The organism is Streptomyces noursei ATCC 11455 (assembly GCF_001704275.1).
Lineage (GTDB): Bacteria > Actinomycetota > Actinomycetes > Streptomycetales > Streptomycetaceae > Streptomyces > Streptomyces noursei.
In genome coordinates, this window is the sequence record NZ_CP011533.1 from 7,262,263 (window position 1) to 7,284,295 (window position 22,033).

At 69.8% G+C, this 22,033-nt stretch carries 15 protein-coding genes and 1 pseudogene; 10 read left to right on the plus strand and 6 right to left on the minus strand.

What is annotated here, in order from left to right; genetic code table 11:
- Window positions 1-9: 9 nt before the first annotated feature.
- From glpK to SNOUR_RS30850, 3 genes are all read right to left on the minus strand, one after another.
- Window positions 10-1,566, minus strand: coding sequence for a glycerol kinase GlpK (gene glpK / locus SNOUR_RS30840; protein WP_067353521.1), 1,557 nt, complete (start codon window positions 1,564-1,566; stop codon window positions 10-12).
- Window positions 1,567-1,615: 49 nt separating this feature from the next.
- Window positions 1,616-2,404, minus strand: coding sequence for an MIP/aquaporin family protein (locus SNOUR_RS30845; protein WP_039637856.1), 789 nt, complete (start codon window positions 2,402-2,404; stop codon window positions 1,616-1,618).
- A 227-nt stretch (window positions 2,405-2,631) separates the two neighbouring features.
- On the minus strand, window positions 2,632-3,396 hold the full coding sequence (locus SNOUR_RS30850; protein ID WP_067353523.1) for an IclR family transcriptional regulator: 765 nt from the start codon (window positions 3,394-3,396) through the stop codon (window positions 2,632-2,634).
- A gap of 239 nt (window positions 3,397-3,635) precedes the next feature.
- On the opposite strand from SNOUR_RS30850, the gene metH reads away from it, so the two are divergent.
- The 4 genes from metH to SNOUR_RS30870 all read left to right on the plus strand — a co-directional run bounded on the left by metH (window position 3,636) and on the right by SNOUR_RS30870 (window position 11,752).
- Complete coding sequence (gene metH / locus SNOUR_RS30855; RefSeq protein ID WP_067353525.1) at window positions 3,636-7,184, plus strand: methionine synthase; 3,549 nt, start codon at window positions 3,636-3,638, stop codon at window positions 7,182-7,184.
- Window positions 7,185-7,388: 204 nt separating this feature from the next.
- Window positions 7,389-8,102 carry an HAD family hydrolase gene (locus SNOUR_RS30860; RefSeq protein WP_067353527.1) on the plus strand — a complete coding sequence of 238 codons (714 nt, stop codon included), beginning with the start codon at window positions 7,389-7,391 and terminating at the stop codon, window positions 8,100-8,102.
- A gap of 360 nt (window positions 8,103-8,462) precedes the next feature.
- Window positions 8,463-10,073, plus strand: a complete 1,611-nt coding sequence (locus SNOUR_RS30865; protein ID WP_067353529.1) for an ABC transporter substrate-binding protein — start codon at window positions 8,463-8,465, stop codon at window positions 10,071-10,073.
- Between the two features lie 83 nt (window positions 10,074-10,156).
- Complete coding sequence (locus SNOUR_RS30870; protein ID WP_067353532.1) at window positions 10,157-11,752, plus strand: ABC transporter substrate-binding protein; 1,596 nt, start codon at window positions 10,157-10,159, stop codon at window positions 11,750-11,752.
- A gap of 101 nt (window positions 11,753-11,853) precedes the next feature.
- Here SNOUR_RS30870 and SNOUR_RS30875 read toward each other — a convergent pair whose 3' ends face one another.
- Both SNOUR_RS30875 and SNOUR_RS30880 read right to left on the minus strand, forming a co-directional pair.
- Window positions 11,854-12,525 (minus strand): response regulator, encoded by a 672-nt coding sequence (locus tag SNOUR_RS30875; protein ID WP_067353535.1) that lies wholly within the window; start codon window positions 12,523-12,525, stop codon window positions 11,854-11,856.
- A gap of 319 nt (window positions 12,526-12,844) precedes the next feature.
- Window positions 12,845-13,801: pseudogene (locus SNOUR_RS30880) on the minus strand (RecB family exonuclease); the annotation flags it as partial.
- A gap of 185 nt (window positions 13,802-13,986) precedes the next feature.
- Between SNOUR_RS30880 and SNOUR_RS30885 the strand changes: the two are divergent.
- The 3 genes from SNOUR_RS30885 (at window position 13,987) to SNOUR_RS30895 (ending at window position 17,362) form a co-directional block, all read left to right on the plus strand.
- Window positions 13,987-15,291, plus strand: coding sequence for a site-2 protease family protein (locus tag SNOUR_RS30885; protein ID WP_067353538.1), 1,305 nt, complete (start codon window positions 13,987-13,989; stop codon window positions 15,289-15,291).
- A gap of 281 nt (window positions 15,292-15,572) precedes the next feature.
- Entirely contained in the window at window positions 15,573-16,568 is a 996-nt protein-coding gene (locus SNOUR_RS30890; protein ID WP_067353540.1) for a tRNA (adenine-N1)-methyltransferase, read from the plus strand.
- Window positions 16,569-16,771: 203 nt separating this feature from the next.
- Window positions 16,772-17,362: a hypothetical protein gene (locus SNOUR_RS30895; RefSeq protein WP_067353543.1), complete on the plus strand. Its 591-nt coding sequence runs from the start codon at window positions 16,772-16,774 to the stop codon at window positions 17,360-17,362.
- Between the two features lie 101 nt (window positions 17,363-17,463).
- On the opposite strand, the gene SNOUR_RS30900 is transcribed toward SNOUR_RS30895, so the two are convergent.
- A complete protein-coding gene (locus tag SNOUR_RS30900; RefSeq protein WP_039637869.1) occupies window positions 17,464-17,757 on the minus strand; it encodes a ferredoxin in 294 nt (97 codons plus the stop codon).
- A gap of 249 nt (window positions 17,758-18,006) precedes the next feature.
- Between SNOUR_RS30900 and arc the strand changes: the two genes are divergently transcribed.
- The 3 genes from arc (at window position 18,007) to SNOUR_RS30915 (ending at window position 21,966) form a co-directional block, all read left to right on the plus strand.
- On the plus strand, window positions 18,007-19,773 hold the full coding sequence (arc, locus tag SNOUR_RS30905) for a proteasome ATPase (protein WP_067353545.1): 1,767 nt from the start codon (window positions 18,007-18,009) through the stop codon (window positions 19,771-19,773).
- A gap of 274 nt (window positions 19,774-20,047) precedes the next feature.
- Window positions 20,048-21,559, plus strand: coding sequence for a depupylase/deamidase Dop (dop, locus tag SNOUR_RS30910; RefSeq protein WP_359664227.1), 1,512 nt, complete (start codon window positions 20,048-20,050; stop codon window positions 21,557-21,559).
- A gap of 188 nt (window positions 21,560-21,747) precedes the next feature.
- Window positions 21,748-21,966, plus strand: a complete 219-nt coding sequence (locus SNOUR_RS30915) for a ubiquitin-like protein Pup (protein ID WP_067353550.1) — start codon at window positions 21,748-21,750, stop codon at window positions 21,964-21,966.
- Window positions 21,967-22,033: the final 67 nt, after the last annotated feature.

Below are 22,033 nucleotides of genomic sequence, written 5' to 3' on the forward strand. Positions count from 1 at the left end.
TGCTCCTCGTCAGCTCTCGTCGTCGAGCCAGCCCATGGTCCGCTCAACGGCCTTGAGCCAGTTCTTGTACTCGCGGTCACGGATGGCCGCGTCCATGCGGGGGGTCCATTCGGCGGCCCGGCGCCAGTTGGCGCGCAGTTCGTCGGTGCTGGACCAGAAGCCGACGGCCAGTCCGGCCGCGTAGGCAGCGCCGAGGCAGGTGGTCTCGGCGACCATCGGGCGCACCACGGGTGCGTCCAGGAAGTCCGAGATGGTCTGCATCAGCAGGTTGTTGGAGGTCATTCCGCCGTCGACCTTGAGCGCGGTCAGGTCGACACCGGAGTCCTTGGTCATGGCGTCGGTGATCTCGCGGGTCTGCCAGGCGGTGGCCTCGAGCACGGCACGGGCGATGTGCGCCTTGGTGACGTAGCGGGTCAGGCCGGCGATGACGCCGCGGGCGTCCGAGCGCCAGTACGGGGCGAACAGGCCGGAGAAGGCCGGCACGAAGTAGGCGCCGCCGTTGTCCTCGACGGTGCTGGCCAGCGTCTCGATCTCGGCCGCGCTGTTGATGAGCCCCATCTGGTCGCGCATCCACTGGACGAGCGAGCCGGTGACGGCGATGGAGCCTTCCAGGGCGTAGACCGGCTGCTCGTCGCCGATCCGGTAACCGACCGTGGTCAGCAGCCCGTTGTAGGAGTTCACCGGCTGGTGGCCGGTGTTCATCAGCATGAAGGTGCCGGTGCCGTAGGTGGACTTGGCCTCGCCCTCGGCGAAGCAGGTCTGGCCGAAGAGCGCGGCCTGCTGGTCGCCGAGCGCGGAGGCGACCGGGACGCCTTCGAGCACACCGGCGGCGGTGGTGCCGTAGACCTCGGCGGAGGAACGGATCTCCGGCAGCAGGGCCGCCGGGATGTCCATCGACGCCAGGATCTTCTCGTCCCACTGCAGGGTGTGCAGGTTCATCAGGAGGGTGCGCGAGGCGTTGGTGACGTCGGTGACGTGCCGACCGCCGTCGACGCCGCCGGTGAGGTTCCAGATGACCCAGGAGTCCATGGTGCCGAAGAGGATGTCGCCGCGCTCGGCGCGCTCGCGCAGCCCCTCGACGTTGTCCAGCAGCCAGCGGACCTTCGGGCCGGCGAAGTACGAGGCCAGCGGCAGGCCGGTCTCCCGGCGGAAGCGGTCCTGGCCGACGTTGCGGCCCAGTTCGCGGCAGAGCCCGTCGGTGCGGGTGTCCTGCCAGACGATGGCGTTGTGGACCGGCTCACCGGTGTGCTTGTCCCAAAGGAGGGTGGTCTCGCGCTGGTTGGTGATGCCGATCGCCTTGACGTCGGCCGAGGTGAAGCCGGGGTTGCTCTGCGCGGCCTTCTCGATGGCGCCCTCGACGACCTGCTGGACGTTGGCCCAGATCTCGCTGGCGTTGTGTTCGACCCAGCCCGGCTTGGGGAAGATCTGCTCGTGTTCCTTCTGGTCGACCGAGACGATCCGGCCGTCCCGGTCGAAGACGATGCAGCGGCTGGACGTGGTGCCCTGGTCGATCGCGGCGATGAACGGACCGTGGCCGTGCGAGGAGGTGCTGGGGGTGTCGCTCATGGTGTGCTCCAGGTTTCGGTGCGGGCGGAGGCGTGGTGGGCGGGGCGGCTCAGGCGAACGCCAACTGGTAGATGCCTCCGGCGAGGGCTCCGCCGATCAGCGGGCCGACGACCGGGATCCAGGCGTAGCCCCAGTCGGATCCGCCCTTGTTCGGCAGCGGCAGCAGCGCGTGCACGATGCGCGGACCGAGGTCGCGGACCGGGTTGATGGCGTAGCCGGTCGGTCCGCCCAGGGAGAGGCCGATGCCGGTGACGACCAGGGCGACCAGCAGTGTGCCGATCGCGCCCACGCCCTTGCCGTTGTCGCTCAGCCCGAGGGTGAGGATCGCCAGCACGAGCACGATGGTGGCGATGATCTCGGTGACGAGGTTCTGCACCACGTTCCGGATCTCCGGGCCGGTGGAGAAGATGCCCAGCACGGGGCCGGCCTTGGGAGCGGCGGCCGGGTCGACCATGCCCTCCTCGCCGAAGTGGCCGGACACCACCTCCGGGTCGGTCAGATGCGCCCGGAACTGCCCGTAGTACACCAGCCAGACCAGAACCGCGCCGATCATGGCCCCGAGGAACTCGCCGGCGAAGTACACCGGCACCTGACTCCACTCGATGCCGCCCTTGATCGCGAGACCGATGGTGACGGCGGGGTTGAGATGCGCGCCGGACTTGGCGGCGATGTAGGCACCCGTGAGGACGGCGAAGCCCCACCCGAAGGCGATGGCGACCCATCCGGCGTTGAACGCCTTGGAGCGCTTGAAGGTGACGGCGGCGCAGACGCCGCCGCCCATCAAGATCAGAACAGCGGTACCGATGGTCTCGCTGATGAAGATGTCGGAGCTGGACACCCGCGACTCCTTTGTCCTTCGTCCAGGGGAAGGCGAACCCCGGGTCCCTCCGGTGGTCCGCACCCTCCGAGAGGGCGTTGGTCGGCCCGCGGCAGTCCACACCATAACGCTTATTGCCGTTAGGTGTTCGGCAATGCCGACCGACGAACGGCAGTTTTATTTACCTCCCAGACCTCGTCAAGGGTTCTGTGGCGAAAAACTTAGGTGAACAATTGGGGCGTAAGGGGTCAGAATCGCCCTGCTCCGAGGTCACGAGAGACCGCACGTGCGCAATCCCTCACAGCAGCGACGATTTCCGGCCGCAGCTCGCCGTCCCGGCACACCCGCTCCACGGCCCCGGCGACCCCCACCGCGCCCACCGGCATCCGGCGCCGGTCGTGGATCGGCGCGGCGATCGAGGCCACGCCCTCCCAGGTCTCCTCCACGTCCGCGGCCCAGCCGCGCGCCCGCGTGAGATCCAGCACCGTCTCGAAGTCCGGCAGCCCGGTCGTGGTCCGTGGCGTGAACGCCTCCCGCGCGCTCTCCACGGCCTCGCTGTGCGCCACCGGGTCGTAGGCCGACAGCACCTTGCCCAGCGCGGTGCTGTGCAGCGGCTGCATCGCGCCGACCTCCAGCACCTGCCGGCTGTCGTCGGGGCGGAAGACGTGGTGCACGATCAGTACGCCCTGCTGGTGCAGGACGCCCAGGTAGACGCTCTCCCCGCTGGAGCGGGCCAGATCGTCGGTCCATACCAGGGCGCGGGCCCGCAGCTCGTGGACGTCCAGGTAGCTGTTGCCCAGCCGTAGCAGCTCGGCGCCCAGCTGATAGCGGCCCGAGGTCGCGTCCTGCTCCACGAAGCCCTCCTGTTGGAGGGTGCGCAGGATGCCGTGGGCGGTGCCCTTGGCCAGGCCGAGCGAGGAGGAGATGTCGGAGAGACCCAGCCGCCGTTCTCCCCCGGCGAGCAGTCGCAGCATGGCGGCTGCTCGCTCCAGCGACTGGATGGTGCGTGCCATCGGGGCGACCTCCGAAGTATCTGGTTCGACAATGCTGAACGATATCGGCCCATGCCGACCATGGGGAGTGGGCCGGGCGATCAACGATCATGGATAGCGGACCGGGCCGCGGTCGGTAACCGTTGTCCACGCCGTGGAATGGAGAACCCCTGTCCCGGCCCGGAAGCTACGCTGGCCGGGTGCGCCCTCTTCAGGAGGGGCGCAAAGCCGACAGCCGTCGCAACCACGGGAGCACCTCCATGGCCTCGAATACGCCCTCGTCCACCAGCTCGTCCCGCGTCACCGCGCTCCGCGAGGCCCTCGCCTCACGGGTGGTGGTCGCCGACGGCGCCATGGGAACGATGCTCCAGGCGCAGGATCCGACCCTGGAGGACTTCCAGCAGCTGGAGGGCTGCAACGAGATCCTCAACCTCACCCGCCCCGACATCGTGCGCTCGGTCCACGAGGAGTACTTCGCGGTGGGCGTGGACTGCGTGGAGACCAACACCTTCGGCGCCAACTTCGCCGCCCTGGCCGAGTACGACATCCCCGAGCGGGTCTTCGAGCTGTCCGAGGCCGGTGCGGCGATCGCCCGCGAGGTGGCGGACGAGTTCACCGCCTCGACCGGCCAGCAGCGCTACGTCCTCGGCTCCATGGGCCCGGGCACCAAGCTCCCCACCCTCGGCCACGTCGACTACCTCATCCTGCGGGACGCCTACCAGCGCAACGCCGAGGGCATGATCGCCGGCGGCGCGGACGCCCTGCTGGTGGAGACCACCCAGGACCTCCTCCAGACCAAGGCCGCCGTGCTGGGCGCCCGCCGCGCCCTGGAGGCGACCGGCACCCACCTGCCGATCATCTGCTCGGTCACCGTCGAGACCACCGGCACGATGCTGCTGGGCTCGGAGATCGGCGCCGCGCTCACCGCGCTGGAGCCCCTGGGCATCGACATGATCGGCCTGAACTGCGCCACCGGCCCGGCCGAGATGAGCGAGCACCTGCGCTACCTGGCCCGGCACTCCCGCATCCCGCTGTCCTGCATGCCCAACGCCGGCCTGCCGGTCCTGGGCAAGGACGGCGCGCACTACCCGCTGAGCGCCGCCGAGCTGGCCGACGCCCAGGAGACCTTCGTCGGCGAGTACGGGCTGTCCCTGGTGGGCGGCTGCTGCGGCACCACCCCCGAGCACCTCCGGCAGGTCGTCGAGCGGGTCCGGGGCATGGCGCCCACCGTCCGCGAACCGCGCCCCGAGCCCGGCGCGGCCTCCCTGTACCAGACCGTCCCGTTCCGCCAGGACACCTCCTACCTGGCGATCGGCGAGCGGACCAACGCCAACGGGTCGAAGAAGTTCCGCGAGGCGATGCTGGACGGCCGCTGGGACGACTGCGTGGAGATGGCCCGCGACCAGATCCGCGAGGGCGCGCACATGCTCGACCTGTGCGTGGACTACGTGGGTCGGGACGGCGTCGCCGACATGGAGGAGCTGGCCGGCCGCTTCGCCACCGCCTCCACCCTCCCGATCGTCCTGGACTCCACCGAGGTCGACGTCCTGCGGGCCGGGCTGCAGAAGCTCGGCGGCCGCGCGGTGATCAACTCCGTCAACTACGAGGACGGCGACGGCCCGGAGTCCCGCTTCGCGAAGGTGACGCGGCTGGCGGCCGAGCACGGTGCGGCGCTGATCGCGCTGACCATCGACGAGGAGGGCCAGGCCCGCACCCCCGAGAAGAAGGTGGAGATCGCCGAGCGGCTGATCGACGACCTGACCGGCAACTGGGGCGTCCACGAGTCCGACATCCTCATCGACACCCTGACCTTCACCATCTGCACCGGCCAGGAGGAGTCGCGCAAGGACGGCATCGCCACCATCGAGGCGATCCGGGAGCTGAAGCGGCGCCACCCCGACGTCCAGACCACCCTCGGCCTGTCCAACATCTCCTTCGGCCTGAACCCGGCCGCCCGCATCGTCCTGAACTCCGTCTTCCTGGACGAGTGCGTCAAGGCGGGCCTGGACTCGGCGATCGTGCACGCCTCGAAGATCCTTCCGATCGCCCGCTTCGACGAGGAGCAGGTCACCACGGCGCTCGACCTGATCTACGACCGGCGGCGCCCCGCGCAGGGGAACGAGCCGGCCTACGACCCGCTGCAGCGGCTGATGGAGCTCTTCGAGGGCGCCACCGCCAAGTCCCTCAAGGCCGACAAGGCCGCCGAGCTGGCCGCGCTGCCGCTGGAGGAGCGACTCAAGCGGCGCATCATCGACGGTGAGAAGAACGGCCTGGAGGACGACCTCGAAGCGGCCCTGGCGGACCGCCCGGCCCTCGACATCGTCAACGTGACCCTGCTGGACGGCATGAAGGTCGTCGGCGAGCTGTTCGGCTCCGGCCAGATGCAGCTGCCGTTCGTGCTCCAGTCCGCCGAGGTCATGAAGAGCGCGGTGGCCTACCTGGAGCCGCACATGGAGAAGTCCGACGACGAGGGCAAGGGCACCATCGTGCTGGCCACCGTCCGCGGCGACGTCCACGACATCGGCAAGAACCTCGTCGACATCATCCTGTCCAACAACGGCTACAACGTCGTCAACCTCGGCATCAAGCAGCCCGTCTCCGCGATCCTGGAGGCCGCCGAGGAACACAAGGCCGACGTCATCGGGATGTCCGGGCTCCTGGTCAAGTCCACGGTGATCATGAAGGAGAACCTGGAGGAGCTCAACCAGCGGAAGATGGCGGCCGACTACCCCGTCATCCTCGGCGGCGCCGCCCTCACCCGCGCCTACGTCGAACAGGACCTCCACGAGATCTACGAGGGCGAGGTCCGCTACGCCCGCGACGCCTTCGAGGGCCTGCGGCTGATGGACGCCCTGATCGCCGTCAAGCGCGGCGTGCCGGGCGCGACCCTGCCCGAGCTCAAGCAGCGGCGGGTGCCCCAGCGCGCGACACCGGCGGCCGGCGCCGCGGGCGGGAGCGCCGACCCGGAGCCCGATCAGGGCGCCGTCCGCTCGGACGTGGCCACCGACAACCCGGTGCCCACCCCGCCGTTCTGGGGCACCCGGGTCATCAAGGGCATCCAGCTCGCCGACTACGCCTCCTGGCTGGACGAGGGCGCGCTCTTCAAGGGCCAGTGGGGGCTCAAGCAGGCCCGCACCGGCGAGGGCCCCACGTACGAGGAGCTGGTGGAGACCGAGGGCCGGCCGCGGCTGCGCGGCTGGCTGGACAAGCTCCAGACCGAGAACCTCCTGGAGGCGGCCGTCGTCTACGGCTACTTCCCCTGCGTCTCCAAGGGCGACGACCTGATCCTGCTGGGCGAGGACGGCACCGAGCGGACCCGCTTCACCTTCCCCCGCCAGCGCCGCGGACGCCGCCTGTGCCTGGCCGACTTCTTCCGTCCGGAGGAGTCCGGCGAGACGGACGTGGTCGGACTCCAGGTGGTCACCGTCGGTTCGAGGATCGGCGAGGCCACGGCCGAGCTGTTCGCGGCTAACTCCTACCGCGACTACCTCGAACTGCACGGCCTGTCCGTCCAGTTGGCCGAGGCGCTGGCCGAGTACTGGCACGCCCGGGTCCGGGCCGAGCTGGGCTTCGCGGGCGAGGACCCGGCGGACGTCGAGGACATGTTCGCGCTGAAGTACCGCGGCGCGCGCTTCTCCCTCGGCTACGGCGCCTGCCCCGACCTGGAGGACCGGGCCAAGATCGCGGACCTGCTCCAGCCGGAGCGCATCGGCGTCCAGCTCTCCGAGGAGTTCCAGCTCCACCCCGAGCAGTCCACCGACGCCATCGTCATCCACCACCCGGAAGCCAAGTACTTCAACGCGCGGTGACGCACCGTAGTCGGTCGGCCCGGCGGTCGGCCCGTCGGACGCCCGGCGCGGCGCCCGGGGAAGCGGACCTTCCGCCTTCCCCGGGCGTTCCGGCGCGCACGGTCGTACACTGGTCGATCCGGTAGTGGCCGGTCGTTTTCCCCCAGCCGGGGGTGGCGGCCGGCCTTTTCGTCCCTCCGGGGACGTCCCAACGGAGGTGGACGGATGACCAGCAGCATCCCCGTAGTCGGCGTCTCCTCGGCCGAAGCCGTGACCCTCCAGGCCGTTTTCCTCGATCTGGACGGCACCCTCGTGGACACCGAGGGCTTCTGGTGGGAGGCCGAGGCCGAGGTCTTCGCGCGGCTCGGCCACGTCCTGGAAGACAGCCATCGGGAGGTCGTGGTCGGCGGACCGATGTCCCGCAGCGCCGGCTATCTGCTGCGGGAGACCGGTGCCGACATCGGCCTGACGGAGCTGAGCACCCTGCTCAACGAGGCGTTCGTGGCCCGGATCGGCCGCGGCGTCCCGCTGATGCCGGGCGCCCGCCGACTGCTGTGCGAGCTGGCCGCGCACCGGGTGCCGGCCGCCCTGGTCTCCGCCTCGCACCGGACCATCATCGAGCGGATGCTGGACTCCCTCGGCCCGGAGAACTTCGTCCTCACGGTCGCCGGCGACGACCTGATGCGCACTAAGCCGCACCCGGACCCGTATCTGACCGCCGCCGCCCGGCTGGGGGTGGACCCGACCCGCTGCGCCGTCGTCGAGGACACCCTGACCGGCGTGCGGGCGGGGGAGGCGGCCGGCTGCCGGGTGGTCGCGGTGCCGTCCGTGACGCCCATCCCGCCGGCTCCCGGGCGGACCGTGGTGCGCTCCCTCGAAGAAGTCGATCTCCCTTTTCTCCAGGCGCTCATCACGGAAACCCAAGGGACCGTGCACTGAGCGTGCTGTGCGGAATGCCCGGGAACTCACGGCAGCGATCCGCTTATTTTCCGTGACGAATACCCGGGCGAATTCTCGGCCCTACGAGGCCGCTAGGATGCGTGACGTTTCTCACGTGCCGGGCCGTCGACAGCGGCACCGGCAGGTGATCCAGAGGGCCCCGGTGGTGGTTTCTACGGGGGTAAGTGTCCGGATTGGTGGGGCAACGTGCGATACGTTCCGCCGTCCGGATATCGATCACGCTGTCCCCGTTATCCCACCGCCTTATCGATGTAACTTCCTTGCGTCGATGACCCGCTGGCGGTGCCTACTAATCTCGACGCGAGCAACACCTCTGCGCTGATAAGGAACCTGCCGACGATGAATCGCAAGACCTTGGTGCTGCCGGCGCTGGCTGCCGGTCTCCTCGCCCCGGCTCTCGCTGCTTGCGGCAACACCGACGGCGCGAGCTCGGACGGCTCGCCGATCGTGGTCGGCGTCGCCTCGCAGATCGAGGCCACCAAGGCGGCGCCCGCGCCGCTGGATCCGGCGCAGGCGTACGACGTCGACGCCTGGAACGTGTTGCGCAGCACCTTCCAGACGCTGATGCGGCTGCCCCGGACCGGTACCGCCGTGGTGCCCGAGGCCGCCGAGTCGTGCGGCTTCCGGGACACCCAGAACGAGCAGTACCGCTGCACCCTGCGCAGCGGCCTGAAGTTCTCCAACGGCCACGACCTGACGGCCCAGGACGTGAAGTTCTCCTTCGACCGGATGCGGGCCATCAACTACACCAACGGCCCGGTGTCGCTGCTCGACGACATCGACCGGGTCGAGACGCCCAGCGACCGCGAGGTGGTCTTCCACCTCACCAAGCCGGACGCCACCTTCCCGCAGAAGCTCGCCACCCCCGCCGCGGCCATCGTCGACAGCCAGGTGTACCCCAGGAACAGCCTCTACAAGGGCTGGGAGACGGTCGGCTCGGGCCCGTACACCGTCAAGACCGAGCACAGCGGCGACCGCCTCACCAAGGCCGTCTTCACCAAGAACCCCGAGTACAAGGGCGGGCTGACGGTGAAGAACGACAAGGTCGAGATGCGGTTCTTCGACGACTCGGCGGGCATGGCGGCGGCGCTCCGCAAGGGCGACGTCGACCTGCTGAGCCGCGGCCTGACGCCCGACGAGGTCAAGGGCCTGCAGAACTCCTCGGACAAGCACCTCACGCTCCAGGAGATGCCCGGCCAGGAGATCCGCTACATCGCCTTCAACATCAAGGACCCGGCCGTCTCCAACAAGGCCGTCCGGCAGGCGATCGCCCAGGTCGTCAACCGCTCCCAGCTGGTGCGCGACGTCTACTCGTACACCGGTGACCCGCTCTACTCGCTCGTCCCCAGCGGCCTCACCGGGCACATCAACTCCTTCTACACCAAGTACGGCAACCCCGACGTCGCCGCCGCCCGGCAGACCCTCCAGCAGGCGAACATCACCACCCCGGTGAAGTTCACCCTGACCTACAGCAAGAACCACTACGGCCCCAACACGGCCAAGGAGTTCGCCGCCCTCCAGCAGCAGCTCAACAGCACCAAGCTGTTCGACGTCAGCATCAAGGGCATCGACCGCTGGCAGCAGTTCCGCACCGACGGGTCGAGCGGCAAGTACGCCGCCTACGGCATGGGGTGGTTCGCCGACATCCCCGACGCGGACAACTACATCGCGCCGTTCGTGGGCAAGGGGAACTTCCTCAACTCCCCCTACCGCAACGACAAGATCGAGTCGCAGCTGATCCCCACCACCCGCCAGCAGACCGACCGCAACGCCGCCGGGGCCGGCTTCAAGCAGGCCCAGGACATCCTCGCCGAGGACGTCCCGTACCTCCCGCTGTGGCAGGGCAAGCAGTACGTCGCCGCCCATGACAACATCACCGGCGTCGAATGGGCCGTCAACTCCGCCTCGGCGCTGCAGATCTGGGAGCTGGGCCGCGGCGTCTCCAGCTGACCGCCGGCCCGCCCCGCACCGTCCACCGCCGCGGCACCCCGCCGCGGCCCGATCGGCACCACCAGAACGTGAGGAACCACCGAGTGAAGCGTGACCAGTGGCTGGCCGCCCCGATCGGAGCGGGGCTGGCGACAGTCCTGCTCGCGGTCGCCGGGTGCGGCACCGACACCTCGGCGTCGTCCGGCCACGGCGAGCCCGTCGTCATGGGCACGACCGGCAAGGTCGTGGCCACCGACCCAGCCTCGGGCTATGACCCCGACTCCTGGCTGCTGTTCAACAACGTCTTCCAGTCGCTGCTCAGCTTCCCCAAGGGCCAGACGACGCCGGAACCGGAGGCCGCCGAGAGCTGCGGCTTCACCGGCTCCGACAGCAAGGTCTACCGCTGCACCCTCAAGGACGGCCTGACCTTCAGCAACGGTGACCAGCTCACCTCACAGGACGTCAAGTTCTCCTTCGACCGCATCCAGCGCATCAAGGACGACAAGGGTCCCGCCGTGATGTTCTCCGCCCTGGAGAGCGTCGAGACCCCGGACGCCAGGACGGTGGTCTTCCACCTCAAGTCGCCCGACGCCACCTTCCCCATGAAGATCGCCTCGGGCGCCGGCTCCATCGTCGACCACACCGCCTACCCCGCCGACCGGCTGCGCACCGACGGCAAGGCCGTCGGCTCGGGCGTCTACACCCTCGACTCCTACGGCCCCGAGCAGGCCAAGTTCTCGGTCAACTCGTCCTACAAGGGCCCCGCCAAGGCCAAGAACTCCGGGATGACCCTGAAGTTCTACGCCAACCGCGACCAGCTCAAGAAGGCCGTCCAGGGCGGCGGCATCGACCTGGCCTACCGCGGCCTGGCCATGAAGGACATCGCCGCGCTGGACCAGGCGTCCCTGCACCAGCAGCACGGCACCCAGGTCGTCGAGGGCGGCAGCGCCGAGGTCATGCACCTGGTCTTCAACCTCAAGGACCCGGTCGCCGGCAAGCTCGGCGTCCGCAAGGCCATCGCCTACCTCCTGGACCGCTCCACCCTCGTCCGGGACGTCTACCAGCGCACCGCCGAACCGCTGTACTCGGTCGTCCCGGCCGGCATCACCGGCCACAACACCGCTTTCTTCAACACCTACGGCGACCGCCCGCAGCCCGACAAGGCCGCCGCCGCACTGCGCGACGCCGGCGTCCAGGGCAAGGTCCCGCTGACCCTGTGGGCCACCCCGGACCGGTACGGCCCCGGCACCGTCGCCGCCGTCCAGGAGATCGCCGAACAGCTCAACGCCAGCGGCCTGTTCGAGGCCAAGGTGCACAGCGTGCCCACCCAGGAGTACGACCAGGGCATGGCCGGCGGCAAGTTCGGCGTCTACGTCAAGGGCTGGATCCCCGACTACCCGGACCCGGACAACTTCACCCAGCCGTTCTTCGGCAAGGACAGCGTGCTGGCCAACCACTACAGCTCGCCCGACATCACCGGCCGGCTGCTGCCCGAGACGGCCGACCAGCCCAACCGCGGCGCCACCAAGGCCGCCTTCCGCGAGCTCCAGGACATCATCGCCAAGGACCTGCCGGTGATACCGATCTGGCAGGGCAAGCAGTACGCGGTGGCCCGCCAGGGAGTCTCCGGCCTGGAATGGACCCTGGACTCCTCGACCGTCTTCCGCTTCTGGGAGATCAGCAAGTCGACCGACGCCTGAGCCGGACCGGCGGCACGCCGGAGCAGCACGGCGGCGGGGCCGGTCCGGGACTTCCCGGGCCGGCCCCGCCGCCGTGGGTGACGCCTTCGCCCGCGCGCGGCCTACTGGGCGCCGGGCCGCACCAGCCCGCTCTCGTAGGCGTACACCGCCGCCTGCACCCGGTCCCGCAGCCCCAGCTTCGTCAGCACGTGGCCGACGTGCGTCTTGACCGTCGTCTCGCTGACGAACAGATCCGCCGCGATCTCCGCGTTCGACAGGCCGCGGGCCACCAGCTTCAGCACCTCCACCTCCCGCTCGGTGAGCGTGTGGAGGGTGTTCGGCACCGGCTCCTCGCCCGACGGCAGATGGCCGGCGTACTTGTCCAGCAGGCGCCGGGTGATGCTGGGCGCGAGCATCGCCTCGCCCGCCGCCACCACCCGGATCGCCTGCACCAGCTCATGCGCCGGGGCGTCCTTGAGTAGGAAGCCGCTGGCCCCGGCCCGCAGCGCCTCGACGACGTACTCGTCCAGGTCGAACGTGGTCAGCACCAGCACCTTCGCCGGGCCGTCCTTCGCCGGGCCGGTGATCTGCCGGGTCGCCTCGACCCCGTCCATCCGCGGCATCCGGATGTCCATCAGCACCACATCGGGCTGCAGCGCCCGTACCTGTTCCAGTGCCTGGAGTCCGTCGCCCGCCTCACCGACGACCGCCAGATCCTGCTCGGCCTCCAGAATCATCCGGAAACCCGTACGCAGCAGGGGCTGGTCGTCGACCAGCAGGACGCGGATTGCCACTAGCTCTCCTTCGACGGGGAGGGATCTACTCGATCCGCTCCATTCTGCCCTGCGGCCCGGCCTCGCCGTCCGCCGGGCGCACCGAGTGCCCCTCCCGGGGCGCCGCCCCGGGCGCTCCGGCCGGATCGGCCGCCGTCGCCCGCACGGGCAACGGTTGCGTTTCCCGGGGGACGACCCCCGGACCCCCGGCCGGATCCGCCGCCGTCGCCCGCACGGACAACGGCTGCGTTTCCCGGGGGACGACCCCCGGACCCCCGACCGGATCCGCCGCCGTCGCCCGCACGGACAACGGCTGCGTTTCCCGGGGGACGACCCCCGGACCCCCGACCGGATCCGCCGCCGTCGCCCGCACGGGCAACGGATACACCGGGGGAGTGCCGCCGAACTCCGGGCAGTGCGCCTGGTGGTCGCACCAGCCGCACAGTTTCGTCGGCCGCGGACGCCAGTCCCCGGTCTCCGTCGCCTGCTGGATCGCCTCCCACAGCGCCAGCAACTTCCGCTCCACGCCCCGCAGATCGCGTTCGTCCGGGTCGTACGTCAGCACCTCGCCGTTGCCCAGGTACACCAGTTGCAGCCGGCGCGGCACCACGCCCCGCAACCGCCACACCACCAGCGCGTAGAACTTCATCTGGAACAGCGCGCCCTCGGCGAACTGCGGCCGGGGCGCCTTGCCGGTCTTGTAGTCGACCAGCCGCACCTCGCCCGTCGGCGCCACGTCGACCCGGTCGATGAACCCCCGCAGCCGCAGCCCGGACTCCAGCACCGTCTCGACGTACAGCTCGCGGTCGGCCGGCTCCAGCCGCGTCGGATCCTCCAGCGTGAACCAGCGGTCCACCAGCGCCTCGGCCTCCGCCAGCCACTGCCCCAACCGCTCCCCGTCCGCGTCGTCCGCGAACAACTCGGCCAGCTCGGGGCGCTTGGCCAGCAGCTTCTCCCACTCGACCGGCACCAGCGCGCGGGCCCCGACGGCCGTGCGCTGCGCCGCGGGGGCGTCGAAGAGCCGCTCCAGCACGGCGTGCACCACCGTGCCCCGGGTCGCCGCCGGGCTCGGCTTCTCCGGCAACTTGTCGATCACACGGAAGCGGTAGAGCAGCGGGCACTGCATGAAGTCGCTCGCCCGCGACGGCGACAGCGCCACCGGCGGCTGCGCCCCGCCCCGCGCCGGCTCCACGGCCCCCGCCGGCACCGCACCCTGCGCCGGCACCGCGGCCGCCGCCGCCGGCTCCGGACCGCCGCCCGGCGCCTCCGCCTCGGTCTTCTCCGTGCTCCATCCCATGCACAGAACCCTACGGCCCGCCACTGACAATCGCCGACGCGTCACCGACGGTGAGACCGCTGCCCGACCCCGCGGCCGAGTGCGGCCGGAAGCTCCGCATACCATCGACGTCGGGCACCTTTGCCCTGCATGATCGAGTTGTCAGACAGTGCAGGTGCCGTAGCCGTATTCGACGAGGGGACGCCGTGGACGAGAGCGGGAAGCCGCAGGACCCCCAGGAGTCGGGGCCGGACCGGCCGCCCCAGCCGACCGAACACGCCCCCGACGGACCCCAGCCGCCGTCCCCGGGCACCCCGGGCACACCAGGGGGAGAGGACCGGGCGCACACCGAGCCGAAGGCCCCCGGCGGCGGCATCCTCATGGGCCGCCCCTTCGGTGTGCCCGTCTACGTCGCGCCCAGTTGGTTCCTGGTCGCCGCCCTGATCACCTGGGTGTTCGGCGGCCAGTTGGAGCGGGTCCTCCCCGAGTTGGGCGCCGCCCGCTACCTGGTCTCCCTGTTCTTCGCGGTCGCCTTCTACGCCTCGGTGCTCGTCCACGAACTCGCGCACACCGTCGCGGCGATCCGCTTCAAGCTCCCCGTCCGCCGGATCCAGCTCCAGTTCTTCGGCGGCGTCTCGGAGATAGAGAAGGAGACCGAGACCCCCGGGCGGGAGTTCGTCCTGGCCTTCGTCGGCCCGCTCCTCTCCCTGGTCCTCGCCGGCGTCTTCTACGTGGGCATGCAACTGGTCGAACCGGGCACCGTCCCCGGCGTGCTGCTCGCCGGCCTGATGATCTCCAACCTCATCGTCGCCGTCTTCAACCTGCTCCCCGGCCTCCCCCTGGACGGCGGCCGGATGCTGCGCGCCGTCGTCTGGAAGCTCACCGGCAGGCCGATGAGCGGCACCGTCGCCGCCGCCTGGGTCGGCCGCGCGCTGGCCGTCACCGTCCTCATCGGCCTGCCGCTGCTCACCCACACCGGCGCCCTCGGCCGGGCCCCCGAGGAGATCGGCGGCGCCGACTCGCTCACCGACGCCCTGCTCGCCGCGATCCTCGCCGCGATCATCTGGACCGGCGCCGGCAACAGCCTTCGCATGGCCCGCCTGCGCGAACGCCTCCCCGGCCTCACCGCCCGTACGCTCACCCGGCGCGCCATCCCCGTCGAGACCGACACCCCGCTGTCCGAGGCGCTGCGCCGCGCCGACGACGCCGGCGCCCGCGCCCTGGTCGTCGTCGACCGGCAGGGATTCCCCACCGCCCTGGTCCGCGAGGCCGCCATCGTCGGCATCCCCGAGCACCGCCGCCCCTGGGTCACGGTCGGCACCCTCGCCCAGGACCTCAAGGACGGCATGCGGGTCGGCGCCGAGCTCGCCGGCGAGGACCTCCTGGACCACCTGCGCGCCACCCCCGCCACGGAATACCTCGTCGTCGAGCACTCCGGCGAGATCTACGGCGTCCTCTCCACCAGCGACGTGGAACGCGCCTTCGTGGCCGCCATGGCCCGCACGCCCTGACCGATCGCCCCGGAACCCCCGGTCCGGAACATCCGCCCAGGAACACCCGGTCCGGAACCCGCGACCGGGAACCCGGAACCCGCGACCCGGTGCACCCGGCCGCCTCTCCGACGCCCGGCCCGGGCGCTCGCCCCGCGGGCATCCGGTTCCGGGCGGGCATGACCGGGCCCGCCCCTGGGCAGCCCCCAGCTGGGGGGCCGGCCCCGTTCGACGGGCCCGGGGGAGAGGCCGGTCCGGCGCCCGCGGTACGGGGGACGCCAAACGGCCGGTAGGCTGGTCACATGTCCGAACCGACCGGTGCCGCCCGCCGTCGCGGGCCCTTCAAGGTCGGGGACCAGGTCCAGCTCACCGACCCCAAGGGACGCCACTACACCTTCACGCTCGAAGAGGGCAAGAGCTTCCACACCCACAAGGGAGCCTTCCCCCACGACGAGCTGATCGGCGCGCCCGAGGGCAGTGTTGTCCGTACCACCGGAAACGTCGCTTACCTCGCGCTGCGTCCCCTGCTCCCCGACTACGTCCTGTCCATGCCCCGCGGTGCCGCCGTGGTCTACCCCAAGGACGCGGGGCAGATCCTGGCGATGGCCGACATCTTCCCCGGCGCCCGCGTCGTCGAGGCGGGGGTGGGATCCGGCTCGCTCAGCAGCTTCCTGCTGCGCGCCATCGGCGACGACGGCATGCTGCACTCCTACGAGCGCCGCGCCGACTTCGCCGAGATCGCCACCCAGAACGTGGAGCGCTACTTCGGCGGTCCGCACCCCGCCTGGACGCTCACCGTCGGCGACCTCCAGGACAACCTCTCCGACACCGACGTCGACCGGGTCATCCTGGACATGCTGGCCCCCTGGGAGTGCCTGGAGGCCGTCTCCAAGGCCCTGGTGCCCGGCGGCATCCTCTGCGCCTACGTGGCGACGACGACGCAGCTGGCCCGCACCGTGGAGGCGATCCGCGAACACGGCACCTTCAACGAGCCGTCGGCCTGGGAAACCATGGTCCGCACCTGGCACGTGGAGGGCCTGGCCGTCCGCCCCGACCACCGCATGATCGGCCACACCGGCTTCCTGCTGACCGCCCGCCGGCTGGCGGACGGCGTCGAGCCCCCGCTGCGCCGCCGCCGGCCCGCGAAGGGCGCTTACGGCGAGGACTACACCGGTCCCGGTGGGCGGGAACCGGCAGCGTCGGGCGGGCGGGAGAAGAGCGCCCCCGGCAAGCCCGACGGCGCCGCCGCGGCCGACCTCACCGCCGACCTCGCGGACGGGTCGCCCGAGCGCGGCTGACACCGGCCGAGAGGCCACCGAACCGACCGGCGCCGCCGACGAGTTCCCCCGAGCGGGAACCGTCGGCGGCGCCGCTTCGTTCCCCTCGCGAACCGGTGCGGAAATCGTGGAAAACTCCGCCCCCGCCGGTTCCTTGCCGCCGCCCGCTGTGGAACGATGCTGGGCACTCCCACCGCCACAGCACCTCACAGGAGTTACCCCGCGTGCAGCCCTTGGCAGGCCAGGACCTGTTGCACACCCAGCCCCACCCCATGCACTGGCTCGCCACCGCCACCGCCGTCTCGGCCGTGATCGCGGTCTCGTCCCTCGTCCAACCCCCCAGTGCCACCGCCAACGCCGCCAGTGCGTCGTCCGTCAAGGACGCCCCGGTCGCCGCGGCGGCCCCCGACCCGGGCCGGGTGGCCTTCCCCGTCAACTGCGGACCCAACCGCCTCGACGTGGTCCGCAAGGTCTCCGGGGACCTCGACGGCGCGGGCGGCATCCAGACCGTCGCCGTGGTCCGCTGCCACAGCGGGGCCGGCACCCCACCCAGCGGCGTCTACGTCCTCGCCCAGCCCTCGGACCCCAAGGCCGCTCCACGCATCGTGGCGACGCTCCTGGCGCCCGCCCAGCGGCTCTCCGTCCAGGACATCGACCTGGAGGGCCGCGTCGTCTCCGCGACCGTCCAGGGCTATTCCTCACCTGACGTGCCGCGCTACATGCCGGACGTGCACAAGACCGTCAAGTGGCAATGGCAAGGCGGGAAGTTCGTCCAGAGCGAACTCCCCGCCGATACGGCAACCGAGGGTGCCTGATTCCTCACACGGCGTGCGGGCGTCCCGTGTTCCGCTACGCCGTGCCTACGTCGTCTCTACGCCGCGTCCGCGCCGTGTCTACTCGGCGTCGGCGCGGCCGGTCACTCCGCGTCCGGCCCGTAGACCTCGACGAGATCCGCGACCCGGCGCACGTGGATGCAGTCGCCGGGGCACTCCTTGGCCGAGTCCCGCACGTCATTGAGCAGCGGCAACGGCACGCGGGTTGTGGCGCCCTTCTCCTGCAGGAGCTCGTCGTCGGGGCTCTTGACGTACGCCAGGCCGTCGATGTCCAGCTCGAAGACCTCCGGCGCGTACTGCGCGCAGATCCCGTCCCCGGTGCACAGGTCCTGGTCGATCCAGACTTCCAGCTCCGGTGCTTCGTCCTGCGCGGTCATCTCGCCTGCCGTTCTTGCGTACGTGAACCGTTTTTGCCTAAGTGGCGCCAGCCCTGACGGGTGTTGACCGACTCGACGATACAACCGCTCGCTTTCCGATGTTGTTGGGTGGGTATTCCCCTGGCGTGAGGACGTGCGCAAGGGTGAAGATCGGACACACCCCGACAGTCTTTTCGATCTAGGGGTTTCAACCTGCACCGGCCCAGGTAGGGTCTGGAAGCGTCCAGCTCCTTGGAGGAGGTGAGGACCGTGGCAGCCCACGACGACGACATCAACCGCGGCATCCGGCCGGGGCGCGGGTCTGAAGATCCAGCCGGTCAGGTTGCCTATCTTGAGCAGGAGATCGCCGTCCTGCGACGCAAGCTCGCCGACTCTCCGCGGCACACGAGGATTCTCGAAGAGCGGATCGTCGAGCTGCAGACCAACCTGGCCGGCGTTTCCGCTCAGAATGAACGCCTCGCCAATACGCTCCGCGAGGCCCGCGACCAGATCGTCGCCCTCAAGGAGGAGGTCGACCGGCTCGCGCAGCCGCCCGCCGGTTTCGGCGTCTTCCTGCAGGCGAACGAGGACGGCACCGTCGACATCTTCACCGGGGGCCGCAAGCTCCGGGTGAACGTCAGCCCCAGCGTCGAGGCCGAGGACCTCCGGCGCGGCCAAGAGGTGATGCTCAACGAAGCACTCAACGTGGTCGAGGCCATGGAGTTCGAGAGTGCCGGCGACATCGTCACCCTCAAGGAAGTCCTGGAGGACGGCGAGCGCGCGCTGGTCATCGGGCACACCGACGAGGAGCGGGTGGTGCGGCTCGCCGAGCCGCTGCTGGACATCACCATCCGCCCCGGCGACGCCCTGCTGCTCGACTCCCGCTCCGGCTACGTCTACGAGGTCATCCCCAAGAGCGAGGTCGAGGAGCTGGTCCTCGAAGAGGTCCCGGACATCGACTACACCAAGATCGGCGGTCTGAGCGGTCAGATCGAGCTGATCCGGGACGCGGTCGAGCTCCCCTACCTCTACCCGGACCTCTTCAAGGAGCACGAACTCCGCCCGCCCAAGGGCGTCTTGCTCTACGGCCCGCCCGGCTGTGGCAAGACCCTCATCGCCAAGGCGGTCGCCAACTCCCTTGCCAAGAAGGTCGCCGAGGTGACCGGGCAGCCCGCCGGGAAGAGCTTCTTCCTGAACATCAAGGGCCCCGAGCTGCTCAACAAGTACGTCGGCGAAACCGAGCGGCACATCCGCCTGGTCTTCCAACGGGCCAGGGAGAAGGCCAGCGAGGGCACGCCCGTCATCGTCTTCTTCGACGAGATGGACTCCCTCTTCCGGACCCGTGGCTCCGGAGTCAGCTCGGACGTGGAGAACACCATCGTCCCGCAGCTGCTCTCCGAGATCGACGGCGTCGAGGGCCTGGAGAACGTGATCGTGATCGGCGCCTCGAACCGCGAGGACATGATCGACCCCGCGATCCTGCGCCCCGGTCGCCTCGACGTGAAGATCAAGATCGAGCGTCCGGACGCGGAGGCCGCCAAGGACATCTTCTCGAAGTACCTCACGGAAAGGCTCCCGCTGCACTCCGACGATCTCGCCGAGCACGGGAATTCCCGTAAGGCGGCGGTCAGCGGAATGATCCAGTCGGTCGTCGAGCAGATGTACGCGGAATCCGAGGAAAACCGTTTCCTGGAGGTCACCTATGCCAATGGTGACAAGGAAGTCCTCTACTTCAAGGACTTCAACTCCGGCGCGATGATCGAAAACATCGTGGGTCGTGCCAAGAAGATGGCCATCAAGGCTTTCCTGGAGCACAACCAGAAAGGTCTGCGGGTCTCCCACCTCCTCCAGGCATGCGTGGACGAGTTCAAGGAGAACGAGGACCTGCCCAACACCACCAACCCGGACGACTGGGCCCGGATCTCCGGAAAGAAGGGTGAGCGGATCGTCTACATCCGCACCCTGGTCACCGGAAAGCAGGGCGCGGACACCGGTCGCTCCATCGACACGGTGGCGAATACCGGCCAATACCTGTAACACCGCTCGCCGGCTGCGGATGTCCTGCACGGGGCGTCCGCAGCCGGACGCATTTCCGGGGGCGGCGGATCGCCCCGGCGAGCCGGCGACGGATCGGGGAAAACCGGACTGGAGCAATGACTGTAATGATCTCCCCAGCGCCGCAAAGGCGTTCTAGGCTCTTCGGTACCGCTGCGTCTCGCTGTGCGGACGCGGGGAACGCACACGGACCGGAAGCGCAGCGGTTTTCGAGCGCCTGCCCCATCCGGGGGCGCCGCCGGGCAAGGAGGGCCGCATGACCGTACGGCGAGTAATGGGCATCGAGACGGAGTACGGGATCTCCGTCCCCGGCCACCCGAACGCCAATGCCATGCTCACCTCGTCCCAGGTCGTCAACGCCTACGCGGCGGCGATGCACCGGGCACGACGTGCCCGCTGGGACTTCGAGGAGGAGAACCCGCTGCGGGACGCCCGCGGCTTCGACCTCGCCCGCGAGGCCGCCGACTCCAGCCAGCTGACGGACGAGGACATCGGCCTGGCCAATGTCATCCTCACCAACGGGGCCAGGCTCTACGTCGACCACGCACACCCCGAGTACAGCGCGCCCGAGGTCACCAACCCGCGGGACGCGGTCCTGTGGGACAAGGCCGGCGAGCGGATCATGGCCGAGGCCGCCGAGCGCGCGGCCCAGGTCCCCGGTGCCCAGCCCATCCACCTCTACAAGAACAACACCGACAACAAGGGCGCCTCCTACGGGACGCACGAGAACTACCTGATGAAACGGGAGACCCCGTTCTCGGACATCGTGCGCCACCTGACGCCGTTCTTCGTCTCCCGGCAGGTGGTCACCGGCGCCGGACGCGTCGGCATCGGCCAGGACGGCCACGAGCACGGTTTCCAGCTCAGCCAGCGCGCCGACTACTTCGAGGTGGAGGTGGGCCTGGAGACGACCCTCAAGCGGCCCATCATCAACACCCGCGACGAGCCGCACGCGGACGCCGAGAAGTACCGCCGGCTGCACGTGATCATCGGCGACGCCAACCTCTCCGAGATCTCGACGTACCTGAAGCTGGGCACCACCGCGCTGGTGCTGTCCATGATCGAGGACGGCTTCATCGCCGTCGATCTCGCCGTCGACCAGCCGGTACGCACCCTCCACCACGTCTCGCACGACCCGTCGCTGCGCCATCTGATCTCCCTCCGCAGCGGGCGCACGCTGACCGCGGTGCAGCTCCAGATGGAGTACTTCGAGCTGGCCCGCAAGTACGTCGAGGACCGCTACGGCGCGGACGCCGACGAGCAGACCCGGGACGTGCTCTCCCGTTGGGAGGACGTGCTGGGACGGCTGGAGAACGACCCGATGAGCCTGTCGGGCGAGCTGGACTGGGTCGCCAAGCGGGAGCTGATGGAGGGCTACCGCCGTCGTGACGGCCTGGACTGGGACGCCGCGCGGCTGCACCTCATCGACCTCCAGTACGCCGACGTGCGCCCCGAGAAGGGCCTGTACAACCGTCTGGTGGCCCGCGGCAGGATGAAGCGGCTGCTGGACGAGCCGGCGGTCGAACAGGCCGAGCTGAAGCCCCCGGAGGACACCAGGGCCTACTTCCGCGGCCGCTGCCTGGAGCAGTACGCGGACGACGTGGCCGCCGCCTCCTGGGATTCGGTCATCTTCGATCTGCCCGGTCGTGACTCTCTGCAGCGGGTGCCCACGTTGGAGCCGCTGCGTGGGACCCGTAAGCACGTGAAGGAGCTGCTGGACCGCTGTCGGACGGCAGAAGAGCTGGTCAGGACGTTGTCCGGACGCTGAAGCGGGGCAGGTTCATGGCAAATGCACCATGATCCACGGCTGATCCACGGCTGAAACGACCGCGGTGCGGGAATCATCGAGGTGACTCCCGGGCGTTGCAGCAAGTGCAGGGCCGATGTCGGACCCTGCTTGTAGGGTCGGATCTTGAAGGTCACATCGAGCGGGGCAAACCGAGCGGGGTGAGGGATATGGCGACCAAGGACAGCGGCGGCGGACAGCAGCGGGCCACCCGGTCCACCGAAGAGGTCGAGGAGCAGACGCAGGACGCGGAGGCGTCGGGGGACCTCAAGGAACGCCAGGAGAAATTGTCCGACGACGTGGATTCCGTCCTGGACGAGATCGACGACGTCCTCGAAGAAAACGCTGAGGATTTCGTGCGGTCATTTGTCCAAAAAGGCGGACAGTAACCGCAAATCGGGCGCATATATCTGACGCTCGCCGGTCGGTGTGCCGTGCGCGGGGGGAAGAGGAATT